The organism is Streptomyces sp. NBC_00988, from assembly GCF_045162645.1.
Lineage (GTDB): Bacteria > Actinomycetota > Actinomycetes > Streptomycetales > Streptomycetaceae > Streptomyces.
The window spans coordinates 11,274,904-11,295,897 of sequence record NZ_CP108730.1; the positions used below are offsets into that span (position 1 = coordinate 11,274,904).

The window sequence follows — 20,994 nt, forward strand, 5'->3', positions numbered from 1 at the left end:
CGCGCAGCAAAGGACTTCCCCCATGCAGTACGTAACCCTGAACAACGGCGTCGAGATGCCGCTCCTCGGCTTCGGCGTCTACCAGATCCCCGCCGAGGACACCGAGCGCGCCGTCTCCGACGCGCTGGCCGCCGGCTACCGGCTCCTCGACACCGCCGCCGCCTACGGCAACGAGGAAGCCGTGGGTCGTGCGATCAAGGCCGGCGGCGTCGCGCGCGAGGACCTGTTCGTCACCACCAAGCTGTGGGTCCAGGACGCTCCGGCCGAGGACAACACCAGGCGTGCCTTCGAGACGTCGTTGACCAAGCTGGGCCTGGACCACGTCGACCTGTACCTGATGCACCAGCCCTTCGGCGACGTCTACGGCCAGTGGCGCGCCATGGAAGCCCTCAACCGCGAGGGCCTCACGAAGGCGATCGGTGTCGCCAACTTCTACCCCGACCGCCTCCTCGACCTGATCGTCAACAACGAGATCACCCCCCAGGTCAACCAGGTCGAGACCCACCCGTTCTTCCAGCGCGCCGACTACCAGGACCTCATGCGCGAACACGGCGTGCGGATCCAGTCCTGGGGCGGCTTCGCCGAAGGAAAGAACGACCTCTTCACCAACCCGCTGCTGGCCGGGATCGGCAAGGAACACGGCAAGTCCGTCGCGCAGGTCGTCCTGCGCTGGCTGACCCAGCGCGGCGTCATCGCCATCCCCAAGTCCGTGCGCGCGGAGCGCATGGCGGAGAACATCGACGTCTTCGACTTCGAACTCACCGACGAGCAGATGGCTCGGATCGCCACGCTCGACACCGGTGCCTCGCTGTTCTTCGACCACCACGACCCCGAGATCGTCGCCTGGCTGGCCGAGCGACGTCTGGACGCCTGACTCGCGTTCACGGACGCCGTCCTGATCGCCTCCGGTCTTCCGGTGCGGAGCGTCCAGGCAGGTCAGGCGTATCGGCTCCGCTTCCAGCTGCTTCACGGCGTGTGGGGCCGTCAGCCGCTTGGCTGAATTACAGGCCGCGGTCCCGCCTGCCGCGAGGTAGTTTGTCCATGTTTTCCCTGGCTCCTGCCTTCAGAACCACGGGCTGTAGGGTGCTGGAAACCCTACAAACTGTAGGGGGAGGGGTGGGCAATGTCCGGCAGCGCGTACGCCACACTCGCCGGGACGCGACGGCTCGGACCGCCGACCGCGTCCCGCCGCTCGGAGTACCCGCTCGCCGCGGTGGCGGGGGCCTTCACCCTGGCCCAACTGGTCCTCGTACGCCCTGGGTCGGGCCTCGGCTGGGACGAGACGGTCTACGTCAGCCAGATCAGCGCGCACGCCCCCGCCGCCTTCTTCAGCGCACCCCGGGCCCGCGGCATCTCGCTCCTGGTCGCCCCCATCACCTCCTGGTCCTCGTCCACCACCCTGCTGCGCGTCTACCTCGCCGCCCTCTCCGGCCTGGCACTCTTCCTCGCACTCCGCGCCTGGCGCGGCCTGTTCCCGGTCCGTGTCCTCGCCCTCGCAGGCGCCCTGTTCGCCTCCCTCTGGGTGACCCTCCTCTACGGCATCCAGGCCATGCCCAACTACTGGGTCGCCGTGGGCGCCCTCGCTGCCGCGGGCTGCTGCCTGCGCGCCCGGGCCGACCGCTCCGACCGGGCCGCGCTGTGGGGCCTGGCGGCGAGCGCGTCCCTGATGGCGTGGATGCGCCCGACGGACGCGGTCTGGGCGACACTGCCGTTGCTCGTCCTCGTGATGGCCGGCCGCCACTGGCGTCTGCTCGTCGCCCTCCTCGCCGGGCTCGCCTCCGGTGCCCTGGAATGGGTGATCGAGGCGTACGTCAGCTACGGCGGCCTGACGCAGCGGCTGCACGAGGCCTCGGCCATCGAGGGCGGACTGGGCTGGCACGTCGCGGTCGTCGACCAGCTGCGCAGCCTGGGCGGACGCGCCCTGTGCCGCCCGTGCACGGGAGAGATGCCCAACCCGGCGGTCGACGTCTGGTGGCTCGTGCTGCCCGTACTCGCCGTCGTCGGACTGGTCTTCGCGGTCCGTGCGCGGCGCACGGCGGCCACCCTCGTCCCCCTCGCCTGCGCGGCAGCGGCCGCCTTCCCGTACCTGTTCATGATCGGATACGCCGCTCCACGCTTCCTCCTGCCGGCCTACGCGCTGGTGGCGATCCCGGTCGCCGACGCGCTGATCCACCTGGTCACCAGACCGGCCGGAGCATGGCGGGGGGTGGCCGTGACCCTGCTCGTGGTGGGGCTCGCCGGGCATCTGGCGGTCCAACTCGCCGTCCTGGAAAGGACGGTGAGCCGCACGAACGCCCAGCACCGCGACTGGTCCCGCACCGCCGCCGAACTCCACCGCCTCGGCGTACGCAAGCCCTGCCTGCTCACCGGTCAGGACGCCATCCCGATCGGCTTCTACGCGGGCTGTGCCTCCGCTGCGACCCATGGCCACAACGCCAACACGTCCCTGACGATCATCGACCGCACCGCGCGCAGTATGCCCGTCGCCAACGTCACGCCGACCGGCAGCCGCCCACCCGCGTACGCCCGCGACTGGCCCGCCCACCGTTATGGCGCGCTGGAGCTACGTGTCGCTCCGAGCGCGGGGAAGGGTGGAGGCGGATGACGGCACCGCCCGCCTCCACTCCGACTCCCACCCCCACCCGCCGCCGACACGCTTACTGGCAGACCGCGTTGACCCTCGCTGTCCTGGTCGCCGTCGTCTGTCTGGTGCGGCGGCACTGGCCCGTGCTCGCGAGCGGGGCCGGGCAGCTCGCCGTCGCCGATCAGGGGTGGTTGCTGGTGGCCGCGACGGCCGCCCTCGGGACATGGGTGTCCTCGGCGCTCGCTCAGCAGGGTGCCGTGCCCCAACGGCTGCCCGGCGGACGGCTGGTGGCCTCGCAGCTCGCCGCGTCCGCCGCCAACCACGTGCTGCCCGCCGGGCTCGGCGCCGGTGCCGTCAACCTGCGGTTCCTGATGCGCTGTGGACTGCCGGTCGGCCGCTCGGCCAGCGCTCTCGCCGTGAAGGCGACCGCCGGCGTGGCCGTCCGGATCGTGCTCATCGGCGTTCTCGCCGCCGTCTGTCCGGGTGTGCTGCGCGTCCCGGACATCTCCGTGGGCGTGGTGGGCGTCGTCCTCGCGGTCGTCGTCCTCGTCGCCGTGCTGCTCAACTGCCCGCTGTGGCCCCGGTGCCGGCGCGCCCTGGGCACGGTGCTGACCGACATCCGGGCCGTGCACGTCCGGCCGCACCGGGCTGCCGCTCTGTGGGGCGGCTCGGTGGCCTTCGCCGCCCTGAACTGCCTGGTGCTGATCTGTGTCACCCAGGCCGTCGAACTGCCGTTGTCCCCGGCCCGGGTGGCGCTGCTGTACCTCGCTGCCAGCAGTGCCGCCGCGCTGCTGCCCACGCCGGGCGGCATCGGTTCCCTCGACGCCGCGCTGGTGTTCGCGCTCACCGCCTCGGGAACCACGGCGTCGGCCGCCGCATCCGTCGTCCTCGGCTACCGGCTGCTCACCGTGTGGCTGCCGCTGATCCCGGGCCTGTTGGTGCTCGGGGTGCTGGTCCGGCGCAAGGCGCTCTGACCTCAACGGCGTTTCCCGCGCGGCCGGTTCAGGTAGGAGTCCGATATCTGTCCGCGGGCGAGAGGGAGTTGGATGGCGGAGAACGAGATGAGCGGCCGATTGGCGGACGAGTTCTTCACTCCCGGGACCTCGTCCTTCACCGAGTTCCTGTCGGCGCACCGGCCCGCGCTGCTGCCGACCCGCCGCCCGTTCCCGGCGGGCGTCCACGCCGCCGCCGACCAATTCCCGCACGGCACCACGGTGTTGGCCCTCTCCTACCGCGACGGCGTGCTGATCGCCGGCGACCGCAGGGCCACCATGGGCAACGTCATCGCGCAGCGCGACCTGGAGAAGGTGCACCCCGCCGACGACTACACCGCGGTCGCCTTCGCCGGTACGGTCGGGCTCGCCGTCGACATGGTGAAGCTGTACCAGGTCGAACTGACGCACTTCGAGAAGATCGAGGGCATCCCGATGACCCTCAACGCGAAGGCCACCCGCCTCTCCGGCCTGATCCGCCAGAACCTCGGCCAGGCCATGCAGGGCCTCGCCGTCGTGCCACTGCTCGTCGGCTACGACCCCGCGGCGCCCGAAGGAGCCAAGGGCCGTATCTTCACCTTCGACGTCGTCGGCGGCACCTACGAGAAGCCGGACTTCCACGCCGAGGGCTCCGGCTCCCCGTACGCCAGAGGCTCTCTCAAGAAACTGTTCCACAAAGGCATGTCCCGGCGCGACGCGGCCCTGGCCGCACTGCAGGCCCTCTACGACGCGGCCGACGACGACTCCGCCACCGGCGGCCCCGACATCAACCGCCGTATCTTCCCCATCGTTTCGGTCATCACCGAGGACGGTTTCGAGCGGCTGCCCGAGTCGGAGACCGAGGCCCTGACCCGCGAGATGGTCGCACAACGCCACACCCACCCGGACGGCCCGACCGTCGCGCCGTGAGCGACAAAGGCGGCGCGGTCGCGGTCAGCCCGAGGACACCGGCGGTGGCACGACGGTGCTGCGTTGATGTGCGACGACCGCGCGGAAGACGCCTGACGGATACGGCGAGCCCGGCGGACGTGACGGACAGGGCCACGACGGACGTCCGGCTCAGGCGTCCCGTGGCCCCGAGCTCTCCCGGAGGATGAGGGTGGGTTCGGCCGGTACCGGCACCAATTCCCGCTCATCGGTGTCGAGTTGGGCGCGCAGCAGCCCGAACGCGGCGCGGCCCAGCCCGTGGAAGTCCATCCGGACGGTGGTGAGCGACGGGGTGACGAAAGCGGAGTGCGGGGCGTCGTCGAAGCCGATGACGCTGACGTCCTCCGGGACCCGCCGGCCCGCGTGGTGCAGGGCGCGCAGCACACCCAGCGCCAGGTCGTCGTTGCCGCACAGGATCGCGGTGACGTCCGGGCTCCGGGCGAGCTTCTTCCCCGCCTCGTAGCCGGCCTGGGCGTCCCAGCCCTTGCCGGACGGCGGGGGTGGGGTGACGCCGGCCGCTTCGAGGGCCTGGCGCCAGCCCTCGGCGCGGGGGCCCGCCAGGCGCCGGGTTCCGGTCGAGGCGGGGATGGCGACGTAGTGGACGTTCGCGTGCCCGAGCGACAGCAGATGCTCGGTGGCGGCACGGGCCGCCTCGCGGTCGTCGGCCCACACCGCCGGCCGGCCGGGTGCCCGGCCCGGCGGCGGCGCCTCCACCAGCGCCGCGCACGGCACATGCGCCGGTACGCGGTCCAGGGCGGCGGCGCCGATGCGGTCGTAGCTGATGACCACCAGGCCGCCACCGGTGTCGGCGGCCGCGGCGATCGTCCGGTCCAGGTCGTCCTCCGGGGTCACCACCCGTACACCGAGCGCGTATCCGGCGGCGCGGGACGCCTCCTCCAGGCCCTGCAGGGTGGCCGCGTAGCCGTAGAGGACGGTGTTCGAGGTGATGACCGTGACCGATCGGGTGACGCCGCTGGCGAGGGCGAACGCGGTGGCGTTGCGCCGGAAGCCGAGGGTCTGGATGGCGGTGTCGACGCGCTTCCGGGTCTCCTCCTTGACGTTCGGGTGGCCGTTGATGACCCGCGAGACCGTCTGGTAGGAGACGCCTGCGGCAGCCGCGACGTCGCGGATACTGGCAGATTTCCGCGGTCTCTGAGGGGGGCCGCCGTGGCCGCCGGAGCTTGTGTGACCGGTCACATGCATGCGAGGATTGTGAGCGGTCACAACGTGGGCGTCAAGAGACCGTGACTGGGGATCTACCTTTCGAACCAGAAGGGGAAATGCGTTGACCAGTGTCATAGGAACAGCCGAGAGGTCCCGTATCTGGTCGCATCCGGCGCTCGGGCTGCACGCCGTCGTCGATGCCGCCGGAGCGGTCCGGCTGGGAGCGCCCGAGCAGGACTGGGCCCGCCTGGTGCCTCTCGTCGAGGTCACCGCAACGGGGCACGGGCGCATGTGGTCGGGGGAGCGCTTCATCGAGACGGCGATCGGCGACCGGCTGGCGTACCGCGACCACGAGACCGTGCGGGACGGAGGCGGAGACCGTACGACGATCCGGCTCGCGGACCGCGTGACCGGGCTGCTCGCCGAGGTCACCCTGGAGGCGGGCGTCGACGCGGGCTTCCTGCGCTCGCGGGTACGGCTGGTCAACGAGGGTGCCGAGCCACTCCGGCTGGAGAGCGTGACGACCCTGACCCTCGGCGGGATCACCTCCTCTGTTGCCGCATCCTCCGTTGTCGAAGACGGCCTCGACGGGCTGACCCTGCACTGGGCGGACAACGACTGGCTCGCCGAATGCCGTTGGCACCGGGCCGAACTCCGCGACGAGGTCGTGCCGTTGAGCCGGTTCGCCCACGGGCGCGAGGGGCGCGGCTGCTTCGAGCGCTCCTCGCAAGGGAGTTGGTCCACCGGCCGGCACCTCCCGGTCGCCGCCCTCACCGACCGGGAGGGCAATGCCTGGCTGTGGCAGATCGAGTCCAGCGCGGGCTGGCGCTTCGAGACCGGCGAGCGCGAAGGCGCGGCATACATCGCCCTGTTCGGCCCCGACGACGCCCACCACCAGTGGCACCAACTCCTCGCCCCAGGAGAGGACTTCCACACCGTCCCCGCCGTCCTCGTCCGTGCGGAGACCGGTGGCCTCGACGCCGCCTTCGGAACCCTCACGGACTACCGCCGGGGCATCCGTCGCGACCACCCCGACCACCGCACCCTCCCGGTGATCTACAACGACTACATGAACACCCTGAACGGCGACCCCACCACCGAACGGCTCCTGCCGCTCGTGGAGTCGGCGGCGGCCGCGGGCGCCGAGGTCTTCGTCATCGACGCGGGCTGGTACGACGACGACGCCCAGGGCTGGTGGGACTCCGTCGGCGCGTGGGAGCCCGCGGTCAACCGTTTCCCGGGCGGCATCCAGGAAGTCCTCGACGCCATCACGAAGCGGGGCATGACCCCGGGCCTCTGGCTCGAACCCGAAGTCGTGGGCGTACGCAGCCCGTTGGCCCGGACCCTGCCGCCCGAGGCGTTCTTCCGGCGCGGCGGCCTGCGCGTCACGGAACACGGCCGGCACCACCTCGATCTGCGCCACCCGGCCGCTCGCGCGCATCTCGACGAGGTCGTGGACCGGCTGGTGGGGGAGTGGGGCGTCGGCTATCTGAAGCTCGACTACAACATCAACATCGGCCCCGGCACCGAGAACGGGACCGAGAGCGCGGGCGCCGGACTGCTCGGGCACCACCGCGCCCACCTCGACTGGATGGCCGGACTCCTCGACCGCCATCCCCGACTCGTCCTGGAGAACTGCGGATCAGGCGGCCTGCGGATGGACTACGCCCAACTGGCCGTCGCCCAGCTCCAGTCCACCAGCGACCAGCAGGACCCGCTGCGCTACCCGCCCATCACCGCGGCGGCGGCCACCGCCGCGACACCCGAACAGGCCGCGGTGTGGGCGTACCCCCAGCCGGACCAGACCTTCGACGAGATCGCCTTCACCCTCACCGGCCCGCTCCTCGGCCGTATCCACCTCTCCGGCTTCCTCAACCTCATGAACCAGGAGCAGTTCGACCTCGTCCGCTCGGCGGTCTCCGTCTACAAGGAGGTCCGGGGGGAGATCGGCACGGCGCATCCGTTCTGGCCGCTGGGGCTTCCCGGTTGGGAGGACGGGTGGATCGCGCACGGGCTGCGGGGGGCGGACGCGACGTACGTGATGGTGTGGAGACGGAAGTCGGACGACACCGGCCGCGCTCTCACGGTGCCGCATCTGCGCGGTGCCTCCGTACGCGCGACCGTGCTGTATCCGGGGACCTCGGACGCGGGCGTGGAATGGGACGTGGCCGAGGGGCAGTTGACGGTGTCGCTGCCTCGTGCCGACACCGCTGTTCTCGTTCGGTTGAGCGCCGGCTGAGTCCTGAGTCCTCCGGTCCGGTGGGCCGGAGGACTCCAGCGCTGTCGTTGCACGGCTGATCCACCGGTGATCGCCATGCGGCGTATTTCGTGCATGTTCCGTCAGAAAAGTGCCTTCAACTGGCAATGCCGGACTGCGGATGCTTCGTCCGCGTCCGGCCCATACAGTTCTTGAAGTCCACTTTCGGAGGCGGGACCGATTGTGCAGGTATCCGTGACAAGGCAGAACATCGGCCGACCCGTCAGAGCGTCGAGTTTCGTCGGCCGGCGTCAGGAGACCGCCGAGGTCAAGCGTCTGGTGGCCGCCCACCGGCTGGTGAGTCTGACCGGGACGGGCGGTGTCGGCAAGACCCGGCTGGTGCTGCACGCCGTGCCCCGGTTGGCGCGGGCGTTCGCCGACGGGGTGCACATCGTGCAGCTGGCCGGTGTGCGGGATGCCTCGCTGGTGCCGCTCGCCCTGATCGAGGCGCTCAACATCCGTGACGTGTCGGGTCGTTCGCCGGTGCGGGTCCTCGTCGACCATCTCCAGGACCGGGAGTCGCTCCTCGTCCTGGACAACTGCGAACACCTGGCGGACGCGTGCGCACGGCTCGTCGAGACGCTGCTCGCGGAGACCGCGGCGGTGCGGGTGCTGGCCACCAGCAGACATCCGCTGGACGTGACCGCCCAACACGTCCTGGAAGTACAGCCGTTGGCGACTCCCACGCCGGGCGAGCCGCTGCCGCCGAAGCCCGCGCTGGAGTATCCGGCACTGGCCCTCTTCGCCGACCGGGCCGCCGCCGTCCTGCCCGGGTTCTCCCTCACCACGGCCAATCAGGACGCGGTGGCCGCCCTGTGCCGCCGGCTGGACGGGCTGCCGCTCGCGATCGAACTGGCGGCCGTACGGATGCGCGCCCTCGGAGTGCAGCAGTTGCTCGAACGCCTCGACCGGCGCTACCGGTTGCTGGCCGACGGCGTGGGCGGCGCGGACAGCGAGGACACCCTGCCCCGGCACCGCACCCTGCGCGCGGCCGTCGACTGGAGCCATGACCTGTGCACCCGTGAGGAACGGACGGTGTGGGCGCGCGCCTCCGTCTTCGCCGGGAGCTTCGACCTGGGCGCGGCCGAGGAGGTCTGCGCCGGGCCCGGTCTCGACCGTGACGAGCTGGTGGACGCGGTGGCCGGTCTGGTCGACAAGTCGCTGCTGGTCCGGGACGGCGACGCCGTCCACGCCCGGTACCGGATGCTGGAGTCGATCCGGCAGTACGGCCTCGACCGGCTCCGCGAGGACGGCGCCGGCGCCGAGTCCGCGGCCCGGCGCCGGGTGCGGGACTGGTGCCTGGACTTCGTCGAGGAGTGCGAGCGGCGCTGGTTCGGCCCCGACCAGCCGGAGTTGGTCCGCAGGCTGCACGCGGAGTCGGACCTCATCCGCTCGGCGTTCGAGTTCTGCCTGAACACTCCGGGGGAGCTGCGGGCCGGGCTGAAGCTGGCCGGGCATCTGTGGTTCTTCTGGTTCGCGACCGGCGCCCTGGTCGAGGGCAGGTACTGGCTGGAGCGACTGCTCGCCGCCGCGCCCGAGCCCACCGTCGCACGGGCCCGCGCCCTGTGGGCCCTCGCCCTGATGCTGCTCAGCCAGGGCAACGCCGGCCGGGCCGCGCCCCTCGTCGAGGAGGCCCGCGAACTCGCCCTGCGGCTGGGCGACGAGGCCGAGGTGGCGCACACCTTCTTCGGCCGCGGCGGCGCCTGCCTGATCAGCGGCGACTACGAACGGGCGAGGACCGTGTACGAGGAGGCGCTCGCCCTCCCGCCGCGCGAGGGCGAGTCGATGAGCCTGGTCGGCTTCAAGTACGTGGAGCTGGCCCATGTCCTCGCGATCCAGGGCGAGTACGACCGCGCCATGGCCCTGTGCGAGGAGTTCCGGCAGGTCTGCCTGACCTATGGCGAACAGTGGATCCACTCCTACCTCCTGCGCATCCTCGCCTTCGCCGAGTGGGCCAAGGGCGACCAGACGGCGGCCAGGGTCCACGCCCGGGAGTGCCTGCGGCTCAAGCGGGCGGTCGGCGACGTGTTCGGCACCGGCATGACGCTGGAACTGCTCGCCGCGGTCCACGCCCGCGACGGCGAGGGCCGCCCCGCCGCCGTCCTGCTGGGCGCCGCCAAACGGATCTGGCAGGACGCCCACGTCGCGCTGGACCGCACCCCGTCCCACGGCCCGGTGCGCACCGAGGCCGAGGCCGGTGCCCGCGCGCTGCTGGGCGACGGATTCAAGAACGCCTACCGCGAAGGCCTCGACCTCACCTCGGACCACGCGGTCGCCTACGCGCTGGGCGAGCGGGCGTCCGCGCCCCCGCCGGTGCTCGACAGCCCGCTCACCCGCCGCGAGACGGAGGTCGCCGAACTGATCGCCGAGGGGCTGACCAACCAGCAGATCGCCGACCGGCTGGTCGTCGCACTGCGCACGGCGGAAGGCCATGTGGAGCGCATCCTCAGCAAGTTGGGCTTCACCTCGCGCAGCCAGGTCGCCGTCTGGGCCGAGGCGCGTCGGGTCACCCGCCCCTGATGCCGCACCGGCCGTGACGAGCGCACGGCCGTGACGACGTACTGCCGGACCACGTACTGCAGAGATCACGTACGGCCGCGAACCGAACGAGAAGGAAGGCAGACCGATGGACCACGGAGAACCCACCACACGCACCCGACCCGTCCCACCCGTCCCCTGCGTGAAGCACCACGCCGGCATCCACTCGTCCGACGAGGAGTTCCTGGCGGTGGTGGTGCCGTTCCTCAGGGACGGCGTCGTCGCCGAGGACGAACCGGACCCGGTGGTCATCACCACCCCGCGCAAACTGGACCTGCTGCGGGACGCGCTCGGCCCCGACGCCCGCCGGGTCGACTTCCGCGACTCCGCCCGGTGGTACCGCGGAAGCCCCGCCAACAGCATGGCCACCGCCCTCGACTACTACGTCACGCACGCGAGCCCCGAGGGCCTTCTCCACATGACGGGCGAGCCGGTCTGGGACGGCCGCTCGCCACGCCAGATCCCCGAGTGGAAGCGGTACGAGGCACTCGCCACCGAGCTCTTCACCGGCGCCCCGCCCGACCTGATGTGCCTGTACGACACCCGTACCGCACCACCGGACGTCGTCGAGGCCGCCCGGCACACCCACCCGACGGAGCTCAACCGGCAAGGTATTCAGCCCAGTTCGCTCTTCACGGAGCCCGCCGTCTACGCGGCCCAGGGCCTCGGCCCGCTGCCCGCACCGCCGCGGGAAGCGGTCGGCGTCGGCCTCGACGGGGACCTGACCGCCGGTCACCGGTTCGCGGCGGACCAGGCAAGGGCGCGCGGCATGGCACCCGACGAGGCGACCCGCTTCGGGCAGGCGGTATCCGGTGCCACGCGCTACGCGGCCTCCCAGGGCTGCGACCGCGCACACCTGCGGCTGTGGTCGACCCGGCAGCGCATCATCTGCGAACTGCGCACCCCGCGCGGCCGTATCACCGACCCGTTCCTCGGCTTCCGGCCGCCGGGTCCCGAAATGCGGCCGGAGGACGGGCTCTGGCACACCCGCCAGGTCTGCGAGTTCGTCGACATGAGGTCCGGCGACGGGACGAAAGGGGGGTGGACCATCCGTATGGAGACGGCCCTCGTATCGGCAGGTTGACGAACCGGCCCGCGGATTCGGGTAGTTCCCCCCGCGCCTCGAAGGGCACGGCGGACGCATGGTGGATACGAGGCCGGGTCTGTTGGCGGACCCCGCCTCGCAGCGCACGAGCCGAACGCCCCAGGGGCCGAAGGGAAACGACCATGCCGAACGACCGCCCACGCGGCCTGCCTACCGTGGGCGATGGCTGTACGACGATCCTGGGCCCGGGAAAGTCCTCGGTCCGCCAGGCCAGGGAACTCGTCCGCAAACGGCTCGCCGAGTACGGCCTCCAGGACCTGGTGGACATCGCCGAACTGCTGGTCAGCGAACTCGCCACCAACGCCGTCGTGCACGCGGGCGGCCGCTACCGGCTCACCCTGTCCCTGGGCATCGGCATACTGCGCTGCGAGGTCGCGGACGAGCGGCGGCACCTTCCCCGACCGCCGCACCGGCGCGTCGAGCGCGACGACGACCTCGACGTCGACCCCGACAGCGAGAACGGCCGCGGTCTGTTCCTGGTCGACGCGCTCGCCTACCGCTGGGGCAGCCGCCTCGTCGAGGAGGGCAAGGAGGTCTGGTTCGAGCTGGAGATCGACGCGTCGGACAGCACCGGTGACGACGTGGTGGAGACGGATGTGCACCTTCCGGCACCGGCTGGGCCACGGGCTCAAGAGGCGCACGGCTGCACCGAGTTGGATCACGAGCGGGCGGACCACCACTTCAGCCCCGACGGCGACCGTGCCGAGGATCTCGGACTGCTCGGCCGGTACCACCCACGGCGGCCGGTGCCGGGCACGGTGTCTCGGGCGCCCCACGGTTCGGCACCGGCCGCCGTTTCCGCTTGAGCACGCCCACCGGTGAGCGCGTCTACGGGCGGGTCCGCTCCCGCGCTGGTCCGGCCGGATCCGCCCTCTCGGCGACCAGCCGCGCCGGCAGCCACCGGGCCGCCGCGCACAGGCACACCCCGAGCCAGCCGACGGCGAACAGCCAGCCACCCAGGACATCCGTGAACCAGTGCACGCCCAGATACACCCGGGTCAGTCCGACCAGCGCGCCCCAGCAGCCGACGGCCAGGCAGAGCGGGGTTCTCCCGTGCGGGGCGCGCACGGATATCGCGAGGATCACCAGTCCGGCGGTGAGCGCCGCCGTGGTGGTGTGGCCGGAGGGGAAGGACCAACCCGAGGCGTGGCCCGCCCAGTTGCTCAGCGCCGGGCGGGGCCGCGAGACCAGTTCCATCACGCCGTAGCGCAGGCCCTGGCCGGCTGCGAGGCAGGCCGGGGCGAGGGTCGCGGCGAGGAGGCGTTGGCGGGTGGTGCGGCCGGTGAGGAGTCCGGCGAGGACGACGAGGACGTACGGGATGACGCCCGTGCCGGTCGCGGTCAGACCGCGGGCGAACGCCAGTGCCACGTCCGGGCGGTGCGCGACGGACCAGGACAGCGCGTCCTCGTCCGTGAAGAGCGGAGCGCCCTGGTGCCCGATCACGACCATGCTCAGTACGCCGAACGCGGTCCAGGCGCCGAGGCCCGCGCTGCCCGCCAGTTCGGCGATGTCCTTGCGGTTCATGACACCAGCAGGGGTCGCAGCCGGGTGGCCGTGATCCGGCGGGTCAGTGACTCCGGCCGTCGTCTCAGCAGGACCATCGCGCCGAGCGCCAGGAGCGCGCCGACCGCCACGCCCGCCACGACGTCGTGCGGATAGTGGACCCCGACCCAGACCCGGGAACCCGCCATCGCGAGCGCGGCCACGGCGGCGACCGCACCGAGCCGGCGGGAGACGAAGAACAGGGCGACCGCGGCCGCCGCCGCGATGGTCGCGTGGTTGCTCGGGAAGGACCAGTCGCCCCGCACCGGACACGCCTCCAGTGTGACCACCCGGAGGGTCTGACAAGGTCGGCTCTCCCGCACCGCCGACTTGAGCAGCGAGTCGATGCCGTACGCGGCGACCACGACCACCGGCACGGCCAGCGCCGTCACCGCGGCCTCGGCACCGACCCGGCGCGCCCGCCACCAGCCGACGACCATCAGCACGGCGAACACCACGAGCCCGTACGTCGACCACGCCGACACCGCGCCGTCCAGCCAACTGGGCGCGTGCTGGGCGGAGTCGACCACATCCGTGTAGGCCTCGCCGTCGATCGACGACCCCTGGAAGGCGACCAGGATCATCCGCGCACCTCCCCGGCCTTGGCGGCGCGGGTGGCCTTGCGGGAGCGGTACACCTCGGCGGCGAGGGGCAGCAGCGACACGATCACGATCAGGGCGACCATGGGCAGCAGGTACCTGTCGACGTTCGGGATCGAGGAACCCAGCGCGTACCCGGCGAGCGTCAGCCCCAGGCTCCACACCAGACCGCCGGCCACCTGCCACACGGTGAACGTCCGGACGGGCACGCCGAGAGCGCCCGCCATCGGGTTCAGGACCGTCCGCACGACCGGCACGAAGCGGGCCAGTACGACCGCCTTCGCGTAGCCGTACCGCTCCAGCAGCTCCTCGGCCCGCCGGGCGCCTTCGTGCAGGCGGGCCGAGCGACTGCGGGCGAGCAGGGCGCCGCCCGCCTTCCGCCCGAGCAGATAGCCGCACTGCGCCCCGGCGAGCGCGCCCACCGCCGCCGCGACGAGCAGGGGCGGCAACGACAGCTTCACGGCTCTGTCGGCGCCGCCGGTGCACAACAGGCCCGCCGTGAACAGCAGGGAATCGCCGGGCAGGAAGAACCCGATGAGCAGCCCCGTCTCCGCGAACATCACCACGCCGACACCCAGCACACCGAAGGTGGCCAGCAGCGACCTGGCGTCCAGCACGTTCACGGCGAGCTGGGAGGCCAGGTCCAGGGATGTGGTCATCGGCGCGCGCCCTTCCGCAGGTATGACTGCAAACGATCTGACTACAAATCTGTAGACGGTCTACTCAACTGTAGACGATCGCAGCCCACGGGAAGTTCCGCACTTTTGCCCGGTCGTTGCCGATTCATGACTGATCGACTACATGCATGTAGTCATGATGGTCCGCGGCAGTAAGGCATGCCTTCGCTAACCAACGTCACGGGGCCGGTACGGCCGGGGAGGGCTGCACGACATGTGGGACGACGCGTTTCCGAGCTTTCTGATCGGGCTGCGGGAGGGGCTGGAGGCGGGACTCATCGTCTCGATCCTGGTCGCCACCCTCGTCCGCGCCGATGCCAGGTCCCGGCTGCCGCAGGTGTGGACGGGCGTCCTGGCCGCGATCGCCCTCGCGCTGAGCTTCGGCGCCGTCCTCACCTTCACCGCGGCGAACCTCTCCGCCACGGCCCAGGAAGCCTTCGGCGGCGTCCTCAGCGTGATCGCCGTCGCGTTCGTCACCGCGATGGTGTTCTGGATGCGCCGCTCTGCCCGCACCTTCTCCGGTGAGATCAGGGAGAAGGTGACCGGCGCGCTCGGCATGGGCGCGGGCGTCCTGATGCTCACCTCGTTCCTCGCGGTGGGCCGCGAAGGCCTGGAGACGGCGCTGTTCCTGTGGACCACGGCCCGCGCGGCCGGCGAGTCCGCCGGACCCCTGACCGGCGCCGGCATCGGACTCCTCCTCGCGACGGCCCTGTGCTGGGGCCTGTACCGCCGCGTCCTCAGAATCAACCTGACGAAGTTCTTCACCGCCACCGGCGTCGTCCTGATCGTCATCGCGGCCGGCGTCCTCGGCTACGGCCTGCGCGACCTCCAGGAGGGCGGCATCCTCCCCGGCCTGACCGCCTACGCCTTCGACCTCAGCGGCAGCGTCGACGCCGGCTCCTGGTACAGCACCCTCATCCAGGGCGTGTTCAATCTGATGCCCACGATGACCTGGCTCCAAGTGGTCGGCTACGTCGCCTATTTGGCGGTGGTGATGCCCCTGTTCGTGCGCGGGGTAAAGACGAAATCACCCGACCTCGCGGCTACGACAATCCAGTTGAGCGAGTCACCTCTGTCATCGCGGCGCCGCCCCGTCTGGGTCGTCCCGGTCGCGGTGGTCGCCGTACCCGCGGTCGTGGCCGGTCTCGTCGTCGCCTTCTCCCGCCCCAAGCCCGCGAGTTCGGAGACGGTGGCCGTCTCCGAGACGGAGTGCGGCAAGGGCTTCACCGCGCCCGACACCGGCCGGCAGACCTTCCAGATGCACAACACCGGCGACAAGACCGCCGAGGTGTACCTGATCGACCCGGCCACCAACGCGGTCTACGGCGAGGTCGAGGGCCTCGCTCCCGGCACCACCCGGGACCTCGTCGCCACCGTCGCGGGCGGCTCGTACGCCTGGCGCTGCGTGCCCACCGGCGCGAAGGCCGTCACCTCCGCCACGGTCCATGTCAGAGGCGGGGGAGGCGCGGTGAAGGCGGTCGTCCCCGTCTCCGAGAACGACCTCGCCGCGCCCCTCAAGGCCTACAAGGTGTACGTCGACCAGGGCCTGGCCACGCTCATCACCCAGACCCGGCAGCTCAGTGACGATATCACGGGCAACCACCTCGCCAAGGCGCGCACCGACTGGCTCACCGCCCACCGGACTTACTCCTCTCTCGGCGCGGCCTACGGCACCTTCGAGGACTTCGACCAGAAGATCAACGGCCGGGCCGACGGGCTGGCCGGGGGAGACCAGAACAAGGACTTCGCGGGCTTCCACCGCATCGAGTACGGGTTGTGGCACGGGCAGTCGGCGGCTGAGTTGAAGGTGCCGGCACAGCAACTCGCCGTCGAGGTCGTGGGGTTGAAGAAGGCGTTCCCCACTCAGGACTTCGACCCGGGCGACCTGCCGCTGCGGGCCCACGAAATCCTGGAGAACGCCCTGCAGTTCGAGCTGACCGGCGATACCGACGAGGGCAGCGGCACCAACCTCGCGACCGTCGACAGCAACCTCGCCGGCACCCGCGAGCTGCTCACCGTACTCAAGCCGCTTCTCACCAAGGAGTCCCCGAAGCTGCTCCCCGGCGTCGACGCCGACATCGCCCGGCTGCAGAAGCTGCTCGACTCGGCGCACCAGGGCGGAAGTTGGACACCCGTCGAGCAGCTGGACGAGACGGCGAAGACCCGACTCGACGGCGCCACCGGGCAGTTGCTGGAGGACCTGGCGCCGGTGCCGGACCTGCTGGAGATCAGGAAGTCGGCCTGATGAGCACCGAGAACGACCGATACGGCACCGACGACACCCACCCCACCCAGAACCCCCGCAGCGAAGGGAACCGCCCGATGCCGTCCGCCGAAACCCCTGGCTGTCCGGCCGGAGCCGGTCGCCGTTCCTTCGTCCGGACGGCGCTCGGTGCCGGGGCCGCCGGAGCGGTGCTGGCCGGCGGGGCGTTCGCGCTCGCCGAGACCGGCGGTACGGCTCAGGCGCAGGCCGCCGACACCACGAACGGCGCCAAGGTGCCCTTCCACGGCACCCACCAGGCGGGCATCCTCACGCCCACCCCGGCCGCCGCGACCTTCGTCTCCCTCGACGTGATCGCCGACAACCGGGCCGAACTGGTCGACCTGCTGCGGACGATCACCGAACGGGCCCGCTTCCTCACCTCCGGCGGCACCCCCGCCGACCTCGGTGTCGGCGCGCCGCCCGCCGACAACGGCATCCTCGGACCGGACGTACCCGCCGACGCCCTCACGGTCACCGTCGGTGTGGGCGCGTCCCTCTTCGACGACCGCTACGGACTCGCCAAGGCCAAGCCGCGCCGGCTGACCCCGATGAAGACGTTCCCGAACGACAACCTGCGCGCCGCCGAGTGCCACGGCGACCTGTCGCTCCAGGTGTGCGGCGCGCGCCAGGACACGGTGCTGCACGCGCTGCGCGACATCGCCCGGCACACCCGCGGCGGCATGCAGATCAAGTGGCGCGTCGACGGTTTCCAGAACACCCCGCGCCCCACCGGCGCCCAGCGCAACCTGCTCGGCTTCAAGGACGGCATAGCCAACCCGGACGTGAAGTCCACCCGCGAGACCGACCGGCTGATCTGGGTCGGCGACGGACAGGACGAGCCGGCCTGGGCGAGCGGGGGCAGTTACCAGGTGATCCGGATCATCCGCATGCTCGTCGAGTTCTGGGACCGGGTCTCGCTCAGTGAGCAGGAGCTGATGTTCGGCCGCCGCAAGGACACCGGTGCCCCGCTGGACGGCGCCAAGGAGACGGACATCCCGCACTACGCCAAGGACCCCAAGGGCACGGCGATCCCGCTCGACGCCCATATCCGCCTCGCCAACCCGCGCACCGCCGCCACCGACACCTCGCGGATCCTGCGCCGCGGCTACAACTACGACCGGGGCATCGACGCCGTGGGCAACCTCGACATGGGCCTCGTCTTCTGCTGCTACCAGCAGGACGTGCGGCGACAGTTCGAGGCGACCCAGACGAGGCTGATCGACGAACCCCTGGTCGACTACATCTCCCCGACAGGCGGCGGCTACTTCTACGCGCTGCCGGGTGTGAAGGACGCCAAGGACTGGCTCGGCAGGGGTCTGATGGCGACCTGACCAGGGACTTTCCCTCCCTTTGGGCAAGACCTGCCGTGGTCTTTGCCGACCATTACTGCGAATGGGTTGCAGGTACGGGAGGATGGCACGAGGTTGCTCGCGGCAACCGCGCAGCCATGCTCGCACCCGTACCTGTATCCGGCAGAAAGACCCTCCTCGATGACGGCCGCCCCCGAGTCCATTCCGACCCTCCCTGCCACGACCGCGGCTTCGCGGCCGTCGCTCTGGTCTCGCGTCCGTACGTCGATGACGCGGCAGGAGTGGACCCGGGTCGGCGGGATGGCCGCGTTCGTGCTGGGGCTGCATGTGATCGGCTGGTTCACGCTCGTGTGGATCGTGGCGCCGGGGCACTACAGCGTCGGCGAGAAGTCCTTCGGTATCGGCATGGGCGTGACCGCGTACACGCTCGGCATGCGGCACGCGTTCGACGCGGACCACATCGCGGCGATCGACAACACGACCCGCAAGCTGATGAGCGAGGGGCAGCGACCGCTGTCGGTGGGCTTCTGGTTCTCCCTCGGCCACTCCAGCATCGTCTTCGGCCTGACCCTCCTGCTCTCCCTCGGCGTCAAGGCCCTCGCCAACCCGGTCCGCGACGACAACTCCCAGCTCCACGACGTCACCGGCCTGATCGGTACGACCGTCTCGGGCACGTTCCTCTACGTCATCGCCGGCATCAACCTCGTCATCATGGCCGGCATCTGGAAGGTGTTCCGCCAGATGCGCTCCGGGCACTACGACGAGGCCGCGCTGGAGGAGCAGTTGAACAACCGCGGCTTCATGAACCGCATCCTCGGCCGCTTCATGAAGTCGATCACCAAGTCCTGGCAGATGTACCCGCTGGGCCTGCTGTTCGGCCTCGGCTTCGACACGGCGACGGAGATCGCGCTGCTGGTGCTCGCCGGTTCGGGCGCCGCGTCCGGCCTGCCCTGGTACGCGATCCTGTGCCTGCCGGTCCTGTTCGCCGCCGGTATGTCGCTGCTCGACACGATCGACGGCACGTTCATGAACTTCGCCTACGGCTGGGCCTTCTCCAAGCCGGTCCGCAAGGTCTACTACAACCTCACGATCACCGGCCTGTCCGTCGCCGTCGCCCTGATCATCGGCACGGTCGAACTCCTGGGCCTGTTCGCCGAGAAGCTCGACCTCCACGGCTTCTTCTGGGACTGGGTCGCGGGCCTCGACCTCAACGTCATCGGCTTCCTCATCGTCGGCCTGTTCTTCGCGACCTGGATCGTGGCCCTGCTGGTCTGGAAGTTCGGCCGCATCGAGGACAAGTGGACAGCGAACCTGGCCCAACCGGCGGAACAGCCCGCGGAATAGCCGCTAGTCGGCGGTGAGCTCCGCGAGCTGCTCGGCAGCGGTGACATTGCCTCCGGCGGCAAGCCGCCGCAGTTCGTCCAGATCGTCGAGCTCGGTGGCGGTCTCGACGAGCTGATCGGTCGCAGTCGGGTTGCCTGCATCGGCGAGCCGTCGCAGCTCCGCCAAGTCTCCCTGCTCGGCGGCGAGTTGAATGAGCTCATCGACGGCGTCCGAGCTGCCGCCCTCGGCAAGTCGCCGCAGCTCCTTCAAGTCACCGAGTTCGGCTGCGAGTTGGACCAGTTCGTCGACGGCGTCCGTGTCACCGCTCTCGGCCCGCCCCCGCAGGGCGGCCAGCTCGGAATCGGTCATGACGTACGACCTCCAGGTGGGGGCAGCTCGCCGCTTGCCCTGAGTTGATCGCGATGGGCGTGCCATTCGTCCATGAGCGCGACCATCTTCCTCCAGCGGGGCGCGCTGCTCTGGTGCCGCGTCGGTGAACAGGGCCAGCCCCTCACAGAACCGTGCCGCGTGTTCCGTATGGATCGCGGAGTCGAAGTTCTGCGGCTGCTGGTTCGTCGGATCAAGCCCGACCCGGTCCATCCGCTCACCGGGGGCCCGCGTCCGCCGCGCCATCAGGTAACCCTCCAGCAGGTTGGCCGCGCTGGTGACGGCGGTGCGACCGGTTAGCAGGGCGTCGCCCAACTCGTCGTTCGTCTGGTGCGGCGAGCCGAAGGCCGCGCCGGCAGGCCGCCTCACGGACGCACCCCCAGCTCCTTCCGCCACTTCACGATCTGCTTCTCCGCATCCCCGGTGTACGACCACGGAGTCGTCGTCGCCCGGCGGCCCATCATCCCCAGTACCGCTGTCGAGATGTCCTTCGTGCCCGCGTAACAGGCCGCGTGGGCGAGGTAGTTGAGGTCGCGGAGTTCGCCGGGCGGGAAGGGGCCGTCCTCGCGGGCCGTGATCCAGCGCTGCCAGGTGCGGCGTACGTCGCTGACGGCGCCGTCGTGGGTCCAGTGCTGGCCGAGGCCCACCGCTGCCTGGTGGCCCTTCGCTGCGTCCAGGACGTAGCGGTACTCCTCGACGCGGGCGTACTGCACCAGGACCGGCAGGGTGCAGCCGGGCGGTGCGACACCCGCCGCGTCGCGGGCGAAGTCGTACATCAGGCCGTGACTGCCGTGCCAGCGGGAGGAGTAGTAGTGGAGGACCTGGAGGTGGCCCTCGACGCTGTAGGGGTCGCGCCGGTGCAACTCGTCCCACCAGCGGGCGAGTTCCTGGCGTCGTACGCCTGAGGGATAGAGGCGGGCCACGGAGATCAGGGAGATCCACGGGGTGGGGTCGTCCGGGTACGCCTCCGAGGCCTGGAGGCAGGCCATGACGGCGGCGTCGATGCGGTTCCGGTCGATCGGCACGCCCCGGCCCGCCGCGATGGCCACGTTGAACGCCCGCGCCGTCTCCGTCGCCGCGCGCAGCGTGAGCGCGTCGCCGCTGTGCGGCTCGGCGGCCAGCCACGACTCGACCGTCGAACTGCTCGCGCAGGCCTGCGCGAGCGTCCGGACCCGGTGGCCCCGGCCGAGCCAGTGCGCGCCGGTGTTCCGCAACAGGTCCCGCAGGCCCTGCCAGCGGCCGATGACGATGTCCTGGCGGGCCGAACTGAGGTACGCGTCCCCGCAGTCGGGGTCGAAGTCGGGGGTGTAGCGGTCTCGCGCCATC

Annotated in this window: 17 protein-coding genes; 11 read left to right on the plus strand and 6 right to left on the minus strand. The window is 71.0% G+C overall.

Annotation, left to right across the window (positions count from 1 at the left end; all coding sequences use genetic code 11):
• The first annotated feature begins 22 nt into the window (after positions 1 to 22).
• The 4 genes from OG496_RS50810 (at position 23) to prcB (ending at position 4,485) form a co-directional block, all read left to right on the plus strand.
• Complete coding sequence (locus OG496_RS50810) at positions 23 to 874, plus strand: aldo/keto reductase (RefSeq protein ID WP_405975811.1); 852 nt, start codon at positions 23 to 25, stop codon at positions 872 to 874.
• A 249-nt stretch (positions 875 to 1,123) separates the two neighbouring features.
• Entirely contained in the window at positions 1,124 to 2,605 is a 1,482-nt protein-coding gene (locus tag OG496_RS50815; protein WP_405975812.1) for a hypothetical protein, read from the plus strand.
• A complete protein-coding gene (locus OG496_RS50820; protein ID WP_405975813.1) occupies positions 2,602 to 3,558 on the plus strand; it encodes a YbhN family protein in 957 nt (318 codons plus the stop codon). Before OG496_RS50815 ends, OG496_RS50820 begins: the two co-directional genes overlap by 4 nt.
• Before the next feature lie 72 nt (positions 3,559 to 3,630).
• Positions 3,631 to 4,485: a proteasome subunit beta gene (gene prcB / locus OG496_RS50825; protein ID WP_405975814.1), complete on the plus strand. Its 855-nt coding sequence runs from the start codon at positions 3,631 to 3,633 to the stop codon at positions 4,483 to 4,485.
• 150 nt (positions 4,486 to 4,635) lie between these two features.
• Here the strand turns inward: prcB and OG496_RS50830 are convergent, their stop codons facing one another.
• A complete protein-coding gene (locus OG496_RS50830; RefSeq protein WP_405975815.1) occupies positions 4,636 to 5,706 on the minus strand; it encodes a LacI family DNA-binding transcriptional regulator in 1,071 nt (356 codons plus the stop codon).
• An 82-nt stretch (positions 5,707 to 5,788) separates the two neighbouring features.
• Here OG496_RS50830 and OG496_RS50835 point away from each other — a divergent pair, with 82 nt between their 5' ends.
• The 4 genes from OG496_RS50835 to OG496_RS50850 all read left to right on the plus strand — a co-directional run bounded on the left by OG496_RS50835 (position 5,789) and on the right by OG496_RS50850 (position 12,373).
• Complete coding sequence (locus tag OG496_RS50835; protein WP_405975816.1) at positions 5,789 to 7,906, plus strand: alpha-galactosidase; 2,118 nt, start codon at positions 5,789 to 5,791, stop codon at positions 7,904 to 7,906.
• 213 nt (positions 7,907 to 8,119) lie between these two features.
• Positions 8,120 to 10,444, plus strand: a complete 2,325-nt coding sequence (locus OG496_RS50840; protein ID WP_405975817.1) for an ATP-binding protein — start codon at positions 8,120 to 8,122, stop codon at positions 10,442 to 10,444.
• A 106-nt stretch (positions 10,445 to 10,550) separates the two neighbouring features.
• Positions 10,551 to 11,546: an anti-sigma factor RsbA family regulatory protein gene (locus OG496_RS50845; protein ID WP_405975818.1), complete on the plus strand. Its 996-nt coding sequence runs from the start codon at positions 10,551 to 10,553 to the stop codon at positions 11,544 to 11,546.
• Between the two features lie 143 nt (positions 11,547 to 11,689).
• A complete protein-coding gene (locus tag OG496_RS50850; RefSeq protein ID WP_405975819.1) occupies positions 11,690 to 12,373 on the plus strand; it encodes an ATP-binding protein in 684 nt (227 codons plus the stop codon).
• 22 nt (positions 12,374 to 12,395) lie between these two features.
• Here OG496_RS50850 and OG496_RS50855 read toward each other — a convergent pair whose 3' ends face one another.
• The 3 genes from OG496_RS50855 to OG496_RS50865 are packed head-to-tail and all read right to left on the minus strand — an operon-like array spanning position 12,396 to position 14,367.
• Positions 12,396 to 13,091, minus strand: a complete 696-nt coding sequence (locus OG496_RS50855; protein ID WP_405975820.1) for a phosphatase PAP2 family protein — start codon at positions 13,089 to 13,091, stop codon at positions 12,396 to 12,398.
• The gene (locus OG496_RS50860; protein ID WP_399398273.1) at positions 13,088 to 13,693 is read right to left on the minus strand and encodes a phosphatase PAP2 family protein; all 606 of its coding nucleotides are present in this window, start codon (positions 13,691 to 13,693) and stop codon (positions 13,088 to 13,090) included. Before OG496_RS50860 ends, OG496_RS50855 begins: the two co-directional genes overlap by 4 nt.
• Positions 13,690 to 14,367 carry a DedA family protein gene (locus tag OG496_RS50865; RefSeq protein ID WP_405975821.1) on the minus strand — a complete coding sequence of 226 codons (678 nt, stop codon included), beginning with the start codon at positions 14,365 to 14,367 and terminating at the stop codon, positions 13,690 to 13,692. The genes OG496_RS50860 and OG496_RS50865 overlap by 4 nt, the downstream gene beginning before the upstream one ends.
• Before the next feature lie 232 nt (positions 14,368 to 14,599).
• On the opposite strand from OG496_RS50865, the gene efeU reads away from it, so the two are divergent.
• From efeU to OG496_RS50880, 3 genes are all read left to right on the plus strand, one after another.
• The gene (gene efeU / locus OG496_RS50870) at positions 14,600 to 16,630 is read left to right on the plus strand and encodes an iron uptake transporter permease EfeU (protein WP_405975822.1); all 2,031 of its coding nucleotides are present in this window, start codon (positions 14,600 to 14,602) and stop codon (positions 16,628 to 16,630) included.
• A 77-nt stretch (positions 16,631 to 16,707) separates the two neighbouring features.
• Complete coding sequence (efeB, locus tag OG496_RS50875) at positions 16,708 to 17,979, plus strand: iron uptake transporter deferrochelatase/peroxidase subunit (protein ID WP_405976866.1); 1,272 nt, start codon at positions 16,708 to 16,710, stop codon at positions 17,977 to 17,979.
• A gap of 159 nt (positions 17,980 to 18,138) precedes the next feature.
• Complete coding sequence (locus OG496_RS50880; RefSeq protein ID WP_405975823.1) at positions 18,139 to 19,302, plus strand: HoxN/HupN/NixA family nickel/cobalt transporter; 1,164 nt, start codon at positions 18,139 to 18,141, stop codon at positions 19,300 to 19,302.
• Positions 19,303 to 19,305: 3 nt separating this feature from the next.
• On the opposite strand, the gene OG496_RS50885 is transcribed toward OG496_RS50880, so the two are convergent.
• Both OG496_RS50885 and OG496_RS50890 read right to left on the minus strand, forming a co-directional pair.
• Positions 19,306 to 20,037, minus strand: a complete 732-nt coding sequence (locus OG496_RS50885; protein ID WP_405975824.1) for a hypothetical protein — start codon at positions 20,035 to 20,037, stop codon at positions 19,306 to 19,308.
• The gene (locus OG496_RS50890) at positions 20,034 to 20,993 is read right to left on the minus strand and encodes a hypothetical protein (RefSeq protein WP_405975825.1); all 960 of its coding nucleotides are present in this window, start codon (positions 20,991 to 20,993) and stop codon (positions 20,034 to 20,036) included. The genes OG496_RS50885 and OG496_RS50890 overlap by 4 nt, the downstream gene beginning before the upstream one ends.
• Position 20,994 lies beyond the last annotated feature (1 nt).

Bases quoted from the DNA above. Each gene is read 5' to 3' on its own strand.
- OG496_RS50810 (WP_405975811.1), top strand. From the start codon at position 23: ATGCAGTACGTAACCCTGAACAACGGCGTCGAGATGCCGCTCCTCGGC.
- OG496_RS50815 (WP_405975812.1), top strand. From the start codon at position 1,124: ATGTCCGGCAGCGCGTACGCCACACTCGCCGGGACGCGACGGCTCGGA.
- OG496_RS50820 (WP_405975813.1), top strand. From the start codon at position 2,602: ATGACGGCACCGCCCGCCTCCACTCCGACTCCCACCCCCACCCGCCGC.
- prcB (WP_405975814.1), top strand. From the start codon at position 3,631: ATGGCGGAGAACGAGATGAGCGGCCGATTGGCGGACGAGTTCTTCACT.
- OG496_RS50830 (WP_405975815.1), bottom strand. From the start codon at position 5,706: ATGCATGTGACCGGTCACACAAGCTCCGGCGGCCACGGCGGCCCCCCT.
- OG496_RS50845 (WP_405975818.1), top strand. From the start codon at position 10,551: ATGGACCACGGAGAACCCACCACACGCACCCGACCCGTCCCACCCGTC.
- OG496_RS50850 (WP_405975819.1), top strand. From the start codon at position 11,690: ATGCCGAACGACCGCCCACGCGGCCTGCCTACCGTGGGCGATGGCTGT.
- OG496_RS50855 (WP_405975820.1), bottom strand. From the start codon at position 13,091: ATGAACCGCAAGGACATCGCCGAACTGGCGGGCAGCGCGGGCCTCGGC.
- OG496_RS50860 (WP_399398273.1), bottom strand. From the start codon at position 13,693: ATGATCCTGGTCGCCTTCCAGGGGTCGTCGATCGACGGCGAGGCCTAC.
- OG496_RS50865 (WP_405975821.1), bottom strand. From the start codon at position 14,367: ATGACCACATCCCTGGACCTGGCCTCCCAGCTCGCCGTGAACGTGCTG.
- efeU (WP_405975822.1), top strand. From the start codon at position 14,600: ATGTGGGACGACGCGTTTCCGAGCTTTCTGATCGGGCTGCGGGAGGGG.
- efeB (WP_405976866.1), top strand. From the start codon at position 16,708: ATGCCGTCCGCCGAAACCCCTGGCTGTCCGGCCGGAGCCGGTCGCCGT.
- OG496_RS50880 (WP_405975823.1), top strand. From the start codon at position 18,139: ATGACGGCCGCCCCCGAGTCCATTCCGACCCTCCCTGCCACGACCGCG.
- OG496_RS50890 (WP_405975825.1), bottom strand. From the start codon at position 20,993: ATGGCGCGAGACCGCTACACCCCCGACTTCGACCCCGACTGCGGGGAC.